Annotated in this window: 13 protein-coding genes and 1 tRNA gene; 7 read left to right on the top strand and 7 right to left on the bottom strand. The window is 62.1% G+C overall.

Annotated elements, in window-relative coordinates; all coding sequences use genetic code 11:
• The first annotated feature begins 92 nt into the window (after positions 1-92).
• From KY459_14330 to KY459_14315, 4 genes are all read left to right on the top strand, one after another.
• Entirely contained in the window at positions 93-653 is a 561-nt protein-coding gene (locus tag KY459_14330; GenBank protein ID MBW3565885.1) for a YqgE/AlgH family protein, read from the top strand.
• Between the two features lie 149 nt (positions 654-802).
• Complete coding sequence (locus KY459_14325; GenBank protein MBW3565884.1) at positions 803-1,291, top strand: thioredoxin family protein; 489 nt, start codon at positions 803-805, stop codon at positions 1,289-1,291.
• 292 nt (positions 1,292-1,583) lie between these two features.
• Complete coding sequence (locus tag KY459_14320) at positions 1,584-3,386, top strand: long-chain fatty acid--CoA ligase (GenBank protein MBW3565883.1); 1,803 nt, start codon at positions 1,584-1,586, stop codon at positions 3,384-3,386.
• Between the two features lie 14 nt (positions 3,387-3,400).
• Positions 3,401-5,551 carry an enoyl-CoA hydratase/isomerase family protein gene (locus tag KY459_14315; GenBank protein ID MBW3565882.1) on the top strand — a complete coding sequence of 717 codons (2,151 nt, stop codon included), beginning with the start codon at positions 3,401-3,403 and terminating at the stop codon, positions 5,549-5,551.
• 37 nt (positions 5,552-5,588) lie between these two features.
• Here KY459_14315 and KY459_14310 read toward each other — a convergent pair whose 3' ends face one another.
• Positions 5,589-5,996, bottom strand: coding sequence for a type II toxin-antitoxin system VapC family toxin (locus KY459_14310; protein ID MBW3565881.1), 408 nt, complete (start codon positions 5,994-5,996; stop codon positions 5,589-5,591).
• A 4-nt stretch (positions 5,997-6,000) separates the two neighbouring features.
• Positions 6,001-6,222 carry a type II toxin-antitoxin system Phd/YefM family antitoxin gene (locus tag KY459_14305; protein MBW3565880.1) on the bottom strand — a complete coding sequence of 74 codons (222 nt, stop codon included), beginning with the start codon at positions 6,220-6,222 and terminating at the stop codon, positions 6,001-6,003.
• Between the two features lie 190 nt (positions 6,223-6,412).
• Between KY459_14305 and KY459_14300 the strand changes: the two genes are divergently transcribed.
• Entirely contained in the window at positions 6,413-9,109 is a 2,697-nt protein-coding gene (locus KY459_14300; protein MBW3565879.1) for a DUF4214 domain-containing protein, read from the top strand.
• 26 nt (positions 9,110-9,135) lie between these two features.
• Here the strand turns inward: KY459_14300 and KY459_14295 are convergent, their stop codons facing one another.
• From KY459_14295 to KY459_14275, 5 genes are all read right to left on the bottom strand, one after another.
• Positions 9,136-9,321 carry a hypothetical protein gene (locus KY459_14295; GenBank protein ID MBW3565878.1) on the bottom strand — a complete coding sequence of 62 codons (186 nt, stop codon included), beginning with the start codon at positions 9,319-9,321 and terminating at the stop codon, positions 9,136-9,138.
• 148 nt (positions 9,322-9,469) lie between these two features.
• A tRNA-Gln gene (locus tag KY459_14290) sits at positions 9,470-9,544 on the bottom strand.
• Between the two features lie 13 nt (positions 9,545-9,557).
• Positions 9,558-10,730 (bottom strand): patatin-like phospholipase family protein, encoded by a 1,173-nt coding sequence (locus KY459_14285; GenBank protein MBW3565877.1) that lies wholly within the window; start codon positions 10,728-10,730, stop codon positions 9,558-9,560.
• Positions 10,723-11,001: a hypothetical protein gene (locus KY459_14280; GenBank protein ID MBW3565876.1), complete on the bottom strand. Its 279-nt coding sequence runs from the start codon at positions 10,999-11,001 to the stop codon at positions 10,723-10,725. Before KY459_14280 ends, KY459_14285 begins: the two co-directional genes overlap by 8 nt.
• A 250-nt stretch (positions 11,002-11,251) precedes the next feature.
• Positions 11,252-13,135 (bottom strand): M1 family metallopeptidase, encoded by a 1,884-nt coding sequence (locus KY459_14275; GenBank protein MBW3565875.1) that lies wholly within the window; start codon positions 13,133-13,135, stop codon positions 11,252-11,254.
• Positions 13,136-13,288: 153 nt separating this feature from the next.
• On the opposite strand from KY459_14275, the gene moaA reads away from it, so the two are divergent.
• Positions 13,289-14,287, top strand: a complete 999-nt coding sequence (gene moaA, locus KY459_14270; protein ID MBW3565874.1) for a GTP 3',8-cyclase MoaA — start codon at positions 13,289-13,291, stop codon at positions 14,285-14,287.
• Positions 14,288-14,394: 107 nt separating this feature from the next.
• Positions 14,395-16,044, top strand: coding sequence for a S8 family serine peptidase (locus tag KY459_14265; GenBank protein MBW3565873.1), 1,650 nt, complete (start codon positions 14,395-14,397; stop codon positions 16,042-16,044).
• Positions 16,045-16,054 lie beyond the last annotated feature (10 nt).

Here is a 16,054-nt window from a genome sequence, read left to right as displayed (position 1 = left end):
TTAACCTCGAGAACGGACAAATCTGCCGTGGCTTCACCGGTTAAGTTCCATGTTCAGACCCGACCCCGTCTCGGGAAGGTACAATCGGATCCGTGGGGGAGACGATCCAGTTTCTGAGAGCTCCATGTCTGCTCGTGGCCACCGGCCACGTGCTCGATCCCTTTTTTTTCGAGAGCGTGATTCTGCTGACTGGTCACGAGGAGGAGTACAGCGCGGGAGTGATCCTCAATCGCCCAACCGAGATCCCGCTGGCGCGGGTCCTCGAGCGCTTCGACATCGAATGGGCCGGCCGGCCGGATGCGACGGCCTGGTTCGGTGGCCCGGTCGAACCGACCTCCGGGTTGATCCTCTACCGTTCCGCCGAGCCGATCGGAGAATCGATCTTCGAGATGGACGACCTTCGCATGACCCTCTCACTCGACGTCCTCGGGCGGATCTCCGCAAATCCGCCAGAGGAGCTGCGGCTGATCCTCGGGTATGCCGGCTGGGGGCCCGGACAGCTCGCGAGCGAGATCGCGAACGAGGTCTGGACCGTCATGCCCCCTCATGAAGACCTTCTCTTCTCCGACCCGAAGGAGTTGTGGGCCACCGCGACCGAACGGAGCCAGGCGCGATCCGTCGCGTGGGTTCCCGGCTCCGAGAAGCCGAACTGACCATCAGGTCGTCGCGCGGTCGTTTTTGCTACGATCACACGATGGCGGTCGAGTGGATTCCGTGGGCTGAAGCGTCCGCGCTGAGCGCTGAAACGGGTCGTCCGATCCTGCTGGAAATGTGGTCCCCCGGCTGACTCGGATGCCGGAAGATGGGTGCCGTGACGTACCCCGACGCCGCTGTCCAGGAGCTCCTCGCCGCGCGTTTCATCAGCGTTCAGGTGAACATTCGCGAGCCCCAACCCGAGCTTCGTCATCTCTTCCGCTCGGCGAAACCGATCTGGGCACCGATGTTCGTCGTTCTGAATGGCCGAGGCTCGGAGGTGGCGCGGTGGACCGGCTGGCTTCCGCCTGAAGAGTTTCGCGCCCGGCTTCACATGGCACTCGCCCTCGATCGGCTCGTGGGGAACGAGCCGGACGCGGCGGCCGCCGCGCTCGACATCGCCGCGAGCCTCACGAGCATCGACGAGGTTCACGCTGAGGTGATGTACTGGCAGGGGGCGGTGGCTTACAAACGCGAAGGCTTCGATGCGCTGTCGAAAATCTGGAAAGAGCTCGCAGTCCGCCACCACGGTTCCCGCTGGGCGACGAGCGCCGACGTCCTCGACATGAAAGAGAAAGAAGAGAGAAAAGAAGAGTGAAGAGTGAAGAGTGAAAGAAAGAACAGCCTTTCGCCACGTACCAGCGGGAGGGCGAGCCTCTGGCGAGCCGCGATCTGGCGGGATTGGATAGCGGGCGCCAAACACCGCCCAGATCGTTGCGGGTTTCAGGTTCGGTTTCCAGGATCGCGGCTCACCGGAGGCTCGCCCTCCCAGTCAAGCATTCCTTTCACTCTTCACTCTTCACTCTTCACTCTTCCGCTTCCCTCCCGTTTGACCTGAAATCATCGAATATGATGGCCTTGTCCCTGAATCAGACGGCAGGAGCGCGACGATGATTGAGACACTCACGCAAATCTATCTCCGAACCCTCGAGATCGATCGCGCCGTTGCGATGAAGTACAAGGACGGCGAGGAGTGGAAGGACATCGGGCTGACGGAGTTTGGCGACACGGTTCGTCATTTTTCGATGGGACTCACCGAGCTCGGAGTCCGCCGCGGTGATCGGGTGGCGATCCTGTCGGAGAACCGGCCGGAATGGACGATGTCGGATCTCGCGATTCTGACCGCCGGAGCGATCTCGGTGCCGGTCTACGCCACGCTGATCGATCGCCAGATCGAGTACATCATGCGCGATTCCGGTTCGGTCGCCGTGATCGTCTCCGACGCGGAGCAGATGGAAAAGATCCGCTCCATACGAGGCGGCCTTCCTTCGCTGAGGCATGTGATCCTCTGTGACGGCGCCGCCGATCAGGGCGACTACACCTTTCAATCGATCGTGGAGCGTGGCCGAAGCACCGAAGCGGAGAAGGGTCGCGCGGCGTTCGACCAATCCGTCAGGCGTGTAACGCCCGAGGACATCGCGACGATCGTCTACACTTCCGGCACCACCGGAGAGCCGAAAGGTGCGGTGCTCACGCACGGAAATATCGCCAGCAACGTTAAGGCGTCGCTCGATCTCATTCCGGTCAAACCGGGAGACGTCGCACTCTGCATTCTTCCGCTGACCCACATTCTGGAGAGGATGTTCGACTTCGTTCTCCTCGCCAGAGGTGTGGTGATCGCCTACAACGACGATCTGACCCGAACCGGCGAGAACCTTCAGGTGATCAAGCCGAATCTCTTCGCCTCCGTCCCGCGGCTTTTCGAGAAGATGCAGGCGAAGATTCTCGACACCGTCACGGCGAAGGGGGGGATCTCGCTCAAGCTGTTCAACTGGGCGCTCGGCGTCGCGCAGGAAAAGCTTCCCTACGCGGTCGAAGGAAAGCCGATGCCGCTCGGAATGAAAATCAAGGCCGCGGTTGCTCATGCCATCGTCTTCAGGAAAATTCTCGGGCGGCTCGGCGGCAACGTCCGATTCACCATGTCGGGAGGTGCGCCGCTCTCGGCGGATCTCGCGGCGTTTTTCATCGGTGCCGGACTCGAGATTTACGAAGGCTACGGACTGACCGAGACCTCCCCCGTGATCTCGGTCAATACGCCCGAGGCGAGAAAGCTCGGGACCGTCGGGAAGCCGATCGAAGGGATCGAAGTGAGGATCGCCGAAGATGGAGAGATCCTGACCCGAGGACCGCACGTCATGAAGGGTTACTGGGAGAAGCCGGAGGCGACGGCCCAGGCGATCGACCCGCAGGGATGGTTCCACACCGGGGACATCGGGAAGATCGATTCGGACGGATTCCTGGTCATCACGGATCGCAAGAAGGACATCATCGTCAACGCGTACGGCAAGAACATCGCCCCGCAGCCGCTCGAGAATCAGCTCAAGACCTCTCCCTGGATCGCGACCCCGGTAATCATCGGTGATCGACGAAGGTTTCTCGTCGCTTTGATCGTCCCGAACTTCGAGCGGCTCGACAAGGAGCGGGAGAAGCGAGGGGAGTCCGGCACCGAATTCGAAGAGCTCATCCAGAAGGACTGGGTGCGGAAAATCTTCGACGAGGAGATCGCACGCTACAACGCCGGAATCGACCGGCAGGAACAGATCCGAAAATACACTCTTCTTCCTCGCGATTTTTCGATCGAGGATGGGGAGATCACCCCGTCGATGAAGGTGAAACGGCGCGTCGTCGAGAAAAAGTACGCTTCTCTGATCGATGATCTCTACGCCGAGGAAGACCTCGCCGACAGCCGATAAGGAGATTGTCTGAGATGACGGTTGCCGAACCCGTGGTTCGCCACGCCTGGAGGCTGGACGAAGAGGACGACATCGGTATCCTCTGGTTCGATCTCCCCGATGAGAAGCTCAACAAGTTCACTCCCGAAAGCGTCGAGGAGCTCGACCGCATCCTCGGCGAGATCGCGGCGCGCAGCTCGATCACCCGGGTCCTGATCGCATCGGGCAAGGAAAGCGGATTCATCGCGGGCGCCGACATCTCCCGATTTCAGGACGTGCCGAATGCCAGCGAAGCGGCGGAGTTCGTCCGGTACGGACAGAGCGTCTTCACGAAGCTGTCCCGCCTTCCCCAGATGACCTTCGCCGTGATTCATGGGGTCTGCATGGGGGGCGGCACCGAGATGGCGCTCAACTGCGACTACCGGCTGATCACCGACTGGGAAAAGTCGATGATCGCCCTTCCGGAGGTGAAGCTCGGCATCATCCCCGCCTGGACCGGCACGACGAGGCTTCCGAGGATCGTCGGACTTCCCGCCGCGCTCGACATGATCCTGACCGGGAAGAACATCCGGGCGAAGAAAGCAAAGGGGATCGGACTCGTCGACGATGTGATCCCCGCGTCGATCCGGATGGATGCAGCCCGGACGTTCGCCAGGCGGCAGTCCTCGAAGAAGGAGGCGGACAAGTCACGCATCTATGTCGAAGGCAATCCGCTCTCGCGAAAAGTGATCTTCGACAAGGCGCGGTCGGGTGTGATGAAGCAGACGCTCGGAAACTATCCGGCGCCGTTGAGAGCCATCGAGGTGATGAAGAAGGGCTTCGAGGATGATTACGAAGCGGGACTCGAAGCGGAGGCGCGGGCGGCGTCCGAGCTGATCACGGGTGACGTCGCACCGCATCTCGTGCGGCTCTTCTTCATGATGGAGGCGGCGAAGCGCCACGAAGGGCCTGATCCCGCAAAGGTCGACTCGGTCGGCGTTCTCGGGGCGGGCCTGATGGGCGGCGGCATCGCTCAGACGCTGGTCGAGAAGGCGAATCTTCCGGTCCGAGTCCGCGACATCTCGTGGGATGCGCTCGCCGGCGGAATGCGCGCCGCGTCGAAGATCTGGAAGAAGAAGGTGGAAAAGCGAAGGCTGAGCCGCCGGGAGATGCAGGCGAGTCTCGCGAAGATCACGATGACGACCGACTGGACCGGCTTCCGCTCCGTCGACGTCGTCATCGAGGCCGTCGTCGAAAAGCTCGAGATCAAACAGTCAGTCCTTCGCGAAGTCGAATCGGTCGGCAAGCCCGGCGTCATCTTTGCCACCAACACATCGACCATTCCGATCACGCGGATCGCCGAGGCTGCGAGCCATCCCGAAAATGTGATCGGCATGCACTTTTTCAGTCCGGTGGACAAGATGCCGCTCGTCGAGGTGATCGTCGGCGAGAAGACCTCCCCCGAGACGGTCTCGACGATCCATCAGCTCGGCAAGCGGATGGGGAAGACCGTGGTCATCTGCAAGGACGGCCCGGGGTTCATCGTCAACCGGATCCTCGCTCCCTACATCAACGAGGCGGGTTTCCTCCTGATCGAGGAAAATTCAATCGGGTCGATCGACGGAGCGATGACCGATTTCGGGATGCCGCTCGGACCCCTCGCACTTCTCGACGAGGTCGGGATCGACATCGCAGCAAAGTCGGGGCAGATCATGATGGAGGCGTTCGGGGACCGGATGGAGGCTTCGCCTCTGGTCGAGACGCTGGTCGCGGACGAGCGCTATGGAAAGAAGAACGGCCGTGGCATCTACGTATGGGACAACGGGAAGAGGGACGAGCCCGACGAGGACGTCTACCGGCTTCTCGAAGTCGACGATCCCGTGGCCGGCGACCGGAAGGCGATGTCCGAGCGGATGATCCTGGCGATGATCAATGAAGCGACGAGGATTCTCGACGAAGGAATCGCGGCGAGTGCAGCAGACGTCGACCTCGCAATGATCATGGGAACCGGTTTTCCGCCATTCCGCGGCGGGCTCCTCCGGTACGGGGATACTCTCGGTTCCAACCGCGTTCTTGCACGACTCGAAGCGCTGGCGAAGGAGCACGGCAAACGGTTCGAGCCCTCGCAGGCGATTCGCCGCGTCGCGGAGAAGGGCGGCACCTTCTATCAGGAGTGGAGTGAACGAAGAGTGAAGAGTGAAGAGTGAAGGGCTTTGAGTAACAGCCTCTTCACTCTTCTCTAGGTCACTGCTGCCGGCCGCCCGCCCATATGACGTCGAGGCCCTCGTAGGAGCGAAAGGTAGCATCTGCAGTCAGCAGAGGTATGGACTCGGTGATGCTCTGAGCGATCAGCACGCGATCGAATGGGTCGGCGTGAACCCTCGGGAGCGAGGCCACCGCCAGCGCATGATCGTGCTTCACCGACAGCGGTACGAGAGCCTGCTCGACGATCACTCTTTTGATCAACTGCTCCGGAGGCTCGGAAAGTTGCAGTTTTCCGAGGTCGCTCTTGATCACGATCTCCAGCACACTGATCGAAGAGAGAAGAACCTCGTTGTCCTGAGACTGGAGAATCCCGCGCGTTCTCTTGTTCAGACGCTCTGGCTCAGCGAGCCACCACAAGAGAACGTGTGTGTCCAACAGAACTCTCATCGATTCATGCGAAGGTGAGGGGATCGGCAGGGGCGTCGAAATCCCGGTCGATCGTAATGCGACCCTTCTCGGTTCCTGCGATCCGCTTGCGAGACAACCGCGCAAAGGGAACGATTTTCGCCACCGGCTCGCCCGCGCGGGCGATGATCACTTCTTCGCCTTCTCCTACCTTTGCCAGAAGTCTGGAAAGATGAGTCTTGGCTTCGTGAATGTTGACCTCGATCATGGCTTAGCCAACCATGTTAGTCAGGCGATATTCCCGCCTCCCCTCTCGATCCAGCTGTCCTCGAAACGGAGTGGCAACCGGGGGGACCCGGCCTCGGGAGGCGTGCGTAGCGTGCGAGAATGCCCAGGGTCGTTTCGACGAGCCAGGCCCGAATTCCTCCCAGCCCCACTTCCCGGATAGGATCTCGCCGATGAGCCGCATTCCGAGAGCGCGACTGGTGGTTCGAGAGATCGGCTGGCTCGCCGCCTACTCACTGCTCGCGATCGGCGCGAGCTGGCCGCTGGCCCGGCTCCTCGATCGCGCCGTCAACGATCCCGGCGACCCGCTGCTGAATGCGTGGATACTCCACTGGGACTGGCTTGCGACGTTCTCGAGCCGGCCGCTTTTCCATGCGAACATTTTTCATCCCGATCCGTGGAGTCTCGCGTTCAGCGAGAACCTCTACGGCATTGCGATCTTCACGTTTCCGCTCCGCTTCGCGGGCGCTTCGCCGCTGACGGCATACAACGTGGCGATGATCGCCGGGATCGCGCTCTCCGGTTACGGCGCGCACGTCCTCGCTCGGACGCTGCTGTCGGATCTGGTCACGGGATGGTGGGTCGAGCTGGTCTCGCTCGTCGCCGGGATCTATTTCGCGCTCCTCCCGTACCGGTTCGAGCACTTCGCGCATCTGCAGCATGTCTGGGCCGTGTGGCTTCCGCTGAGCTTCGCGGCGCTCGTTTCCCTCATGCGACGGCCCGGGCGGATGGCGGCCCTCGTTTTCATCGTCGCCTACGTCTTCAACGGCCTGTCGAACATTCACTGGCTCCTCTTTGCAGCAGTCACCATCCCATTGCTCGCCCTCGTTGTGCTCGCACTCGAAGGAGAAGTCGGGAACATTCGCACGTGGGGTTTCTTCGCGACGGCTTTCGTGATCGCCAATCTGTTGCTCGTACCGATCCTCGTTCCCTACCGGATTGCGTCGGAGGAGTACGGAATGGTGCGTGATTCGGGGGAGGCCTCGTTCTATTCGGCAACCGTGGCGGACTGGACGGTCGGCGCGGAGTCGAGCCGGACCTGGGGCAAGCTCGGACGTGAGATCCGGAGATCCGAGAGGACACTCTTTCCCGGAGCGTTCGTGCTGCTCCTTACCGGCGTTGCCCTGCTCGGCCGCAGCGGAAGCGTCAGGAAAGCGGAAGTCCGGAAGGATGGGGAATCTGCGGCTTCGTCGCTGGTCCGTCGGCTCGATCTGGCTCTTCTCATCGCCGCGGTCGGGGTGATTGCGGGCCTCCTTCACACGAGTGATTCATTCTCCAGGGTTGCAGGCCTTCTCGATTCCATTCCGTTGCTCGCCTTCATCTGCATCGCCATCGTCCGGCTCTGGTTCCGCTATCCGCGATGGATGGCAGACCGAGGCAGCCTCGGGGAAACGATCGCGAGGGCGGATCGAAACGATGTCATCTGGATCGGACTCGCGCTCGTCGTCATCGGATTCTTCGGGTCGCTCGGGCTGAATGCCGCCTTCCACACGGCACTGTTCACAGCACTCGAGCCCTTCCGAAGCCTCAGAGTGCCGGCGCGATGGGCGATGATCGCTTACTGCGGCCTGTCGGTGTTGGCAGCAGCCGGCTTCGGCGTCCTTCTCCGGTGGACGAAGGGGTGGCGGCGGATCCTGATCGCGGTGACGGTTCCGCTCCTGATGCTCGCTGAGCTCTGGTCGGCGCCGATTCACTGGTGGGTCGTTTCAACCGAGCGTGCAGCGGTCTACGAGTGGTTGCGCGATGCGCCGGTGTCGGGTGGAACGCTCGAGCTGCCGATCGGAGGAGATCATGAATATCGGTATGTCTTCGCGTCGACGATCCACAACAAGCCGATCATGAACGGGACGTCCGGTTTCATGACGCCGCTTCATGACGAGCTCCGGGACGTCTTCGGAGCCGACCCGGTGCGTCCGGGGGCGATGGCGAAGCTCGAGTCGAACGATGCATCGCTCGTGATCGTTCACAACGACCGGCGCGACGCGCCACCAGCGATTCGGAGCTGGCTCGAGGACCAGCTCGCCGGCGGGAGGCTTCGCTATCTCCGCCGATTTCCTCACGTCTCGGGTCACGACTACGTCTTTGCGGTCGTTTCCAATGAGCCACGAGCCGGAGAGATGGCAGCGCTCGATGGAGTCGACCCGGCCGGGCGAAGCGAGCGCGAGAACCTCGAGGTGTTTCTCGACAGGAACGGGATCACCTGGATCGATGCGACCTTCGGTCATCTCTATCGTCCGCGCGAGCAGGGGGAGGTTCACGGCAGGCTCACCGTCGAAGGATGGGCTCTCTCGCCGCGCGGGATTTCCTCGGTCGATCTTCTCTTCCAGAACGAAGCGGTTCGTCTTCCCGCCAGACTCGAGCCGGATCCGATGGTCGCCGTCGCACATCCGGATTACGGGTTCGAGAAGCCCCGCTTCGTCGCCCTGTTCGAGGACCGTCCGAAGGGCATCCGGTTGAATACCGACCTCATCGTGGAGATCGTCGACGGGAAGGGGGAAAGATCTCGACTGCGGCAGCGATTTTTCCGTTGGCACCGCCTCGGGGCGGGAGCCGTGATGGAGGTCTTCGAGTGGGACGTCGCTGCGCTCGAAGGGCTGCTCGCCAGGATGGGCTACCCGCCGGCAATTGCGGAGGAGGTCATCGCAGACGAGAGGACGATCGAGGATCTCGCGATCGCGCGGCTCGAGGGGCTCGAGGAACAGAGCGATCGGGAGCTCGTGGAGACGCTCTATCGCGTCCTTCTTCTTCGCGAGCCGGATCCGCCGGGGCTTCAGCTCTACGAGGAAAGGCTCAGAGCGGGGGCCAGCCGGGAAGTGATCCTCCGCACGATGCTCGCCTCCGAGGAGTTTCGGACACGCTACTCGGAGTGAGGGGCGAAGGGCGAGGGAAGGAGGGCTCACTTCGTTCGCCGTGATTGTTGAGTAGCGGCCATCATCCTCATCATCCACTCGTCTGCCTCCTCGTGGGTAGCGAAGCGATAGACGCCACGCGGGACGAGAGCTTCGCCACGCAGGCGGTTCATCGTACGCTGCATGATTGCCGCGTCGCGGAGGGCGTTCTCGCCGGGTGCTCGTTTGGACACGCCTCGCATCGAGAAGAGCGTAGCATGGAGTCTCTACGCAGGGAGGCGAATCGGCCGGCGGGATGAGCTAAGAGTCTGGATGACGTTCGGACTTGGCGGGAGTCCGTGTCCGGGTGGCAAACGTGGAGACTGCTTCAGAGGAGGCAACTGGCTGGGGAGGTAGGATTCGAACCTACGAATGGCGGCTCCAAAGGCCGCTGCCTTACCACTTGGCGACTCCCCAGCACCGAATCGGGTCAACCACCCGTCATTCGCGATTGTTCCGCCGGTCGCTCTTCATCCAGAACGCCGAGGATCTCCTCCATCTGAGCGTCCGCATCGTTCTCGCCGAGATCGATGAGCTTCATCATGAACTCCGGCTCGAACATCAGCATGCTGAGGAAATCGGCGCTCCTCGTTTCGCGTGAACCGAGGCCCCGTGTCATGTAGCGGAAAGCGGGAGGGAGGGTTTTTTCGTAGCCAGCCGCGAGGACACCGAGATCCTCGGAGGGGCGGACGACGACAAGTCGAATCGGAGAAAGACCGAGGCGCGCATCCGGCTCGAGGTTCTCGAGAAGAGAATTGATCAATTCGACGCGAAGGACGTCCTGATCGATGACGTCGAGAAAGATCGCCTTCACGAGCTGGCCGAGAATCTGGGCCGGCGGGGGATACCCGGGAGTTTCGGCGATATCCGCTTCCTCGAAGCTGCGATTGTAACGGGTCGAGATCACGAGCATGCGGCGTGCGCCGAGATGGAGGGCCGGCGAGAGCGGCGCCGAGAGACGGACGCCGCCGTCACCGTACCAGGAGGCGCCGATCTGCACAGCAGGAAAGAGTATCGGGAGGGCGGCTGAAGCCATGACGTGCTCGATGGTGATCGGAGTCTGGATGCTGCGACGGTTCGGGCGCTCCCACGTCTCGATCTCGCGCCCCTGCACCCAGGTGATCGTCTGCCCAGTCGTGTAGTTGAGCGTCGTGAGCGCGAGCGCGTCGAGCGCGCCATGCTGGATATTTTCCTCCACGCCTGGAATGGACCCGTCCGCCCGGGCATTGAACGCCTTCCCGAGAAACTCCCGGAGCGGGCTCGTGTCGAGAAGGGCGGGGCTCGCGTTTCGCGCCCCCCGGCCACCCGAAGCGAGACGCTTGAGCCAGCTCATCGCGATTCGACTCGCGGTGAGCGAGTCCGTCTCGAAGACGTCCTTCATCCGGAGCGTCATCCAGAGCTCGGTGAGCTGATCGACGGGGTGAAGAGAGCAATCGGCGCCGACGGCCCCGAGAAACGCGGCGTTGATGCCGCCCGCCGAGACGCCCGTGATGATCGGAAAGCGGAACTCCGGACGCTCTCGCGCGATCGCACGCAGGACGCCGACCTGATAGGCCGCACGCGCGCCGCCTCCTCCGAGCACCACCGCGATGTCGCTACCCATGCGGGGATTGTACGCTGGGTGCCCGTACCATGTGTCCGGGGATACAGAAGAAGAGTGAAGAGTGAAGAGTGAAGAGTGAAAGAAGAGGCGGCGCGAAGGGTAACCTCAAGAAGAAGAGTGAAGAGTGAAGAGTGAAGAGTGAAAGAAGAGGCGGCGCGAAGGGTAACCTCAAGAAGAAGAGTGAAGAGTGAAGAGTGAAGAGTGAAGAGTGAAGAGTGAAGAGTGAAGAGTGAAGAGTGAAGAGTGAAAGGAGAGGCGGGCGCGTGATCACTTGTCCTGACCTCTCAATGCGGATTCACGCCGTCCTTCGGCGGCTCAGGATAACGAACCGGGGGTTCGCGAGAGCAAACATTCGTCCATGATCGTCGCTTCGCGCAAACGCAACATTCGTCATTCTGAGCCTGGCGCAGCGCGGGCGAAGGATCTGGGGCAGGCTTGTGACTCTAGGGTGAGATAGGAGAGGTTACCTTCGCGGCGTCTCTCCTTTCACTCTTCACTCTTCACTCTTCACTTTTCACTCTTCACTCTTCTCTCCACTCGTTCCAGCCCAGCGCCTCGTCGACGGAATCGCGGGTGATCGTGTGGTACATCGGGCGGGTCTTCGAGTAGATCCTCCGGGCGATGATCATCCCCTTCTCGGTTTTTGCGAGATCCTCGAACAGAGGAAGGACGAACTTGCGCCGTCCCATCTCGGTGAGGAATTGTTCGAGGACCGGGTAGGCCGGGTCGTAATCCGCCCGGATTGCCGCGGTCAGCCAGGCGAACTTGATCTCGCTGTTCCCGGTCTCCGAGAGATTGAAGGCCGCGTCGAGCCGCGCCATCTGCGATTCATCGAGCGTCGGGAGATTTCGGATGAAATGCAGCCATTCATGTGTCGACCAGCCATCGACTTCGAGCTGCGTTGCCGGCGTGCCGGTCATGAACCGATCGATCTCCCTTTCGACTTCCGAGAAACGGTCGGATTGCGGCTCGCGGAGCGACGACGGCAGAGCAGGACTGTAGATCCATCGCTGGACGTCCGTCACATCGATCTCCGAACCAGACAGAAGTCGATCGTCGAGAAACTCGACGAACTCGGCGGTCGTTCTCGACTCGAACGCGTTCTCGTCGAACCACTCGCGGAGGAAGCGGTCGAACCTCTCCCTGCCGAACTGCTGCTCGAGCCACCGAAGGAAGAAATGTCCCTTGACGTATGCAACGTTCGTCATTCCTTCGTCCGGATCGCGGCCTGCCAGATCGAGATAGAGGTGTGTGTCGGCGGAGGTCGGCCCGAGATCGTCGATCTCCTCGCGGAGATCCTGAAGATCGAGGACGGCGAGCATCTCCGAATAGTCGCGTCCGTAAAGCTCCTCCATGATCCGTTCGGTGAAATAGTTGGTGAAGCCTTCGTTGAGCCAGAAGTCGTTCCATGTCGCGTTGGTGACGAGATTGCCGGACCAGGAATGGGCGAGCTCGTGAGCGACCAGCGATACCAGCGAGCGGTCTCCCGCGATGATCGTGGGCGTCGCGAACGTCAGGCGCGGATTCTCCATCCCTCCGAAGGGGAAGCTGGCGGGGAGGACGAGAATGTCGTACCGACCCCACCGGTACGGTCCGTACATCTCCTCGGCGGCCGTGATCATCTTCGGGGTGTCGGAAAACTCGGAGGCTGCTGCTTCGACCACGCTCGGCTCCGCATATACGCCCGAGCGCGGGCCGAGCGAACGGAACCGGAGATCACCGGCTGCCAGAGCCAGAAGATAGGACGGGATCGGCTGCGGCATCCGGAAGCTGTACACCCCCGTGCCGTTGATCGAGGTCGGATTCTCCGCGCTCATCAGCGCCAGCATCCCCTGCGGGACGCGGACAGTCGCATCGTAGGTGAACCGCACACCCGGAGTGTCCTGAATGGGGACCCAGGTCCTGGCGAGAATCGCCTGGCTCTGTGTGAAGAGAAACGGCTTGCCGCTCGCGGTCTGTTCGGGGCCGAGCCACTGCACCGCAGCGGCCTTGGGGGACGTCTCGTAATCGATCACGACTTTCTCGACGCCGGGGACCAGCTCGATCACGAGCGCTCGCCCGAGCAATTCGGTCGGCTGGGTGAGGAACCAGCGAGCGTCGCGGCCATCGCCCCAGGTGACGTCACGGATCGTCAGATCGCGGGTGTCGAGAATGAGACGATCTGCTCCGGTGTGGTTCGCAATCGACAGCGTAGCCGTGCCGCTGAGGACCTCCCGCGCAAAGTCGACGTCGAGTTCGAGCGTCAGATGATCCACGGAGACCTGATCGGGTCGCGAGAAGGAATGAGGATCGGCGCCCGGACTCACGAGATTCACGACTCTCCAGTCGCGAGTCGCCTCGGAGCGAGTGGCCTCGTAGAGCGTGGCGTCGTCCGAGCGAATGAGTGAGCCGCATCCCGCCAGCATCGTGATCGCCAGGATGAGAATGGAAGGTTTGATGGTTCGAGTCATGGGGTTCCTCCGTATTTGCGCTCCTCACGGAATGGCGATTCCATCATGCTCGCGGTGAGTCCTCACGCTCGGGGAACTTTGGGTCCACCCCGCTCGTTCAGAACCTTGATGCGAACCGAGGACCGCCTGGGTCGTCCAGTCCGTGATCTCAGGATCTCGGTCACGGACCGTTGCAATTTTCGATGCAGCTACTGCATGCCGAGGGAGGCCTTCGAGAATTTCGAGTACCTGAAACGTTCCGAGATCCTCGATTTCGAAGAGATCGCGCGACTCGCTCGCATCTTCGTCCGCCTCGGCGTCCGGAAGCTTCGGTTGACCGGCGGCGAGCCGCTCCTCCGGAAGGACCTTCCGGTGCTCGTGGAGATGCTCGCGGCGATTCGTGGAGTCGAAGACCTGAGCCTCACCACGAATGGGACACGGCTCGCCGAGCTCGCTCCGCCGCTCGCCCGCGCCGGATTGAAGAGGGTCACGGTGAGCCTCGACTCGCTCGACCCGCACACCTTCCGTAAACTCACCGATTCGTCGACGTCGATTGAACGCGTTCTCGAAGGGATCGGTGCGGCGCGGAATGCCGGACTGGGACCGATCAAGATCAACTCGGTCATCCGGCGTGGGATCAACGACGGCGAGATCATGGACCTCGTCCGGTTCGCCAGGGAGAATGGCGTCGTTCTCCGCTTCATCGAGTACATGGACGTCGGGACCACCAACCGGTGGCGTCTCGAGGAGGTCGTCCCGACCGCGGAGCTCGTCCGGATGATCAATGCAGCGTTTCCGATCGAGCCGGTCGCCGACTCGGATGGAGTGGCGAGGAGCTGGAAATTTCGTGATGGCGGAGGAACGATCGGCTTCGTCTCTTCCGTCTCGAAACCGTTCTGCAGCGACTGTGTTCGAGCGAGGATCTCGGCGGATGGCAGGCTCTACACCTGCCTCTTCGCCTCGGAAGGTCACGACCTTCGCACGCTCGTGAGAAGCGGGCTCGATGACGCCGGGATCTCGGAGCGGATCGGCGCGATCTGGACCGTGAGGAGCGACCGCTACTCGGAGCTCCGCGGCGAGGCTACGGGGGGCGCCGATCGGATCGAAATGTCCCGGATCGGCGGATGACCCGGAAATCGCGGGGATGTCCGGATTGGAATTTCGAGCGGCCTGACCATCCTTTTTCGGAATGTCCAGAGTCGAAGATCACCCAAGTTGAAATCGGGAGGCCATTCATGAAGCGTATGCTCGCCCTCGCGCTGGTGCTCGGTACCGGCGTCACGCTGTTCGCCGATGAACCGCAGCGCAGGCAGTGGCTGGTCGCAACGACGGTTCCGGCGGCGGAGCTGTTCGCTCCTCCGGCGATCACGCTGATCGATCCGGATCGCAGAGCTCCCGAGCTCGAGGGAATCAGAGATCGCGTCATCGCCCGCATCGAGGTCGTCGATGGATTCGCTGCAGAGCTGACCGAGAGCGAGGCGAGCGAGCTCCGGAAGAGCTCGCTGGTCCGCTACGTCGAGCCGGTCTACGAGCGCCGAGCTCTCGAGCTCGACAGCGCGCCCCCCTCGACTCTCGCCGGATCGCAGGAGACGCCATGGGGAATTCTCCGCGTTCGCGCCCCCGAGGTCTGGCACTACGGCCGGGGGAAACGGGTACGGGTCGGAGTCATCGATACGGGGATCGACTACACGCACCCGGATCTGGCTCACGCATATCGCGGTGGCAAGGATTTCGTGAACGGGGACGACGACCCGATGGATGACCGGGGCCACGGTACTCATGTGGCGGGGACGATCGGAGCGGCGGACGACCTCGCCGGTGTAGTCGGCGTCGCGCCCGAAGCCGAGCTCTATGGGCTGAAGGTTCTCGATTCGTCCGGCTCGGGAAGCTCGCTCAACATCATCCGCGCGGTCGAGTGGGCGGTCGATAACGATCTGGATGTGATCAACCTCTCACTCGGAGGCGGAGAACATTCTAAATTCGAGAACGAGGTCTTCGAGAAAGCCCGACGGTCGGGAGTCGTGGCTGTCGCTGCGGCGGGGAATGCCTGGCCGCTTCATACGACGCTGGACTATCCGGCGGCGTACCGGTCGGTCGTGAGCGTTGCGGCGCTGACTCGAGAGGACTCGCTCGCCGGATTCTCGCAGCGTGCGGCGGATCTCGATCTTTCCGCCCCGGGTGTGGGCGTCGATTCGTCGTACTCGGAAACTCGCCTTCTGATCACCGAAGCTTCCGGAGCGGGCCACTTCGGCCACTGGATGGCGTTCTCTCCCAGAACTCCCGTTGTGGGCTCTCTCGTCGATTGCGGGCTGGGGAACAGGGGAGAGTTTCCCGCAACGGTGAAAGGGAACATCGCGCTGATCCGGCGTGGAGGAAGCACATTTGCGGAGAAGTCCGCGAATGCGCAGGCTGCCGGCGCGATCGGGGCGCTGATCTTCAATCACACGGTGGCCGGGCAGGAAAATGGAGGAGTGATCATCGGAACCCTGGGACAGCCGGGGAACTGGATTCCGACGATCGGGATCTCCCGCGAGTCTGGTGAGAGCATGCTGCGGCACGGTCTGGGCCCGGTGACGATGAAGGAAACCAACGTCGTCGGATACGCCGCGCTGCAGGGGACGTCGATGGCGACGCCCCACGTAGCCGGAGTCTTTGCTCTCATGAAGGGGATCAAGCCGTGGGTCGACGCCGAAACTCTGGTCGGGATCGTTCGCGCGGCCGCCGATGATCTGGGCGATCCGGGACCCGACGCGGTGTTCGGAGCCGGAGCGGTCGATGGCTTCCGATCGCTGCAGGAGCTCGCCCCCGAGCTCTTCGAAGGTACCGGAGAACCGGACGGGGCCGCGCCACCATCGCGTCGCCGCTCGACCTCCCATCGAGGCTGATTCGCAAAAC

It is taken from the genome of Acidobacteriota bacterium, from assembly GCA_019347945.1.
In the GTDB taxonomy this organism is placed as follows: domain Bacteria; phylum Acidobacteriota; class Thermoanaerobaculia; order Gp7-AA8; family JAHWKK01; genus JAHWKK01.
Note: the sequence above shows the minus strand (reverse complement) of the source record. Positions and strands in the feature narration are given on the sequence as shown.

What these genes read in the sequence shown, in the direction of transcription:
- KY459_14325 (MBW3565884.1), top strand. Translation starts at nt 803, where the DNA reads ATGGGTGCCGTGACGTACCCCGACGCCGCTGTCCAGGAGCTCCTCGCC.
- KY459_14320 (MBW3565883.1), top strand. Translation starts at nt 1,584, where the DNA reads ATGATTGAGACACTCACGCAAATCTATCTCCGAACCCTCGAGATCGAT.
- KY459_14315 (MBW3565882.1), top strand. Translation starts at nt 3,401, where the DNA reads ATGACGGTTGCCGAACCCGTGGTTCGCCACGCCTGGAGGCTGGACGAA.
- KY459_14310 (MBW3565881.1), bottom strand. Translation starts at nt 5,996, where the DNA reads ATGAGAGTTCTGTTGGACACACACGTTCTCTTGTGGTGGCTCGCTGAG.
- KY459_14305 (MBW3565880.1), bottom strand. Translation starts at nt 6,222, where the DNA reads ATGATCGAGGTCAACATTCACGAAGCCAAGACTCATCTTTCCAGACTT.
- KY459_14300 (MBW3565879.1), top strand. Translation starts at nt 6,413, where the DNA reads ATGAGCCGCATTCCGAGAGCGCGACTGGTGGTTCGAGAGATCGGCTGG.
- KY459_14285 (MBW3565877.1), bottom strand. Translation starts at nt 10,730, where the DNA reads ATGGGTAGCGACATCGCGGTGGTGCTCGGAGGAGGCGGCGCGCGTGCG.
- KY459_14275 (MBW3565875.1), bottom strand. Translation starts at nt 13,135, where the DNA reads ATGCTGGCGGGATGCGGCTCACTCATTCGCTCGGACGACGCCACGCTC.
- moaA (MBW3565874.1), top strand. Translation starts at nt 13,289, where the DNA reads ATGCGAACCGAGGACCGCCTGGGTCGTCCAGTCCGTGATCTCAGGATC.
- KY459_14265 (MBW3565873.1), top strand. Translation starts at nt 14,395, where the DNA reads ATGAAGCGTATGCTCGCCCTCGCGCTGGTGCTCGGTACCGGCGTCACG.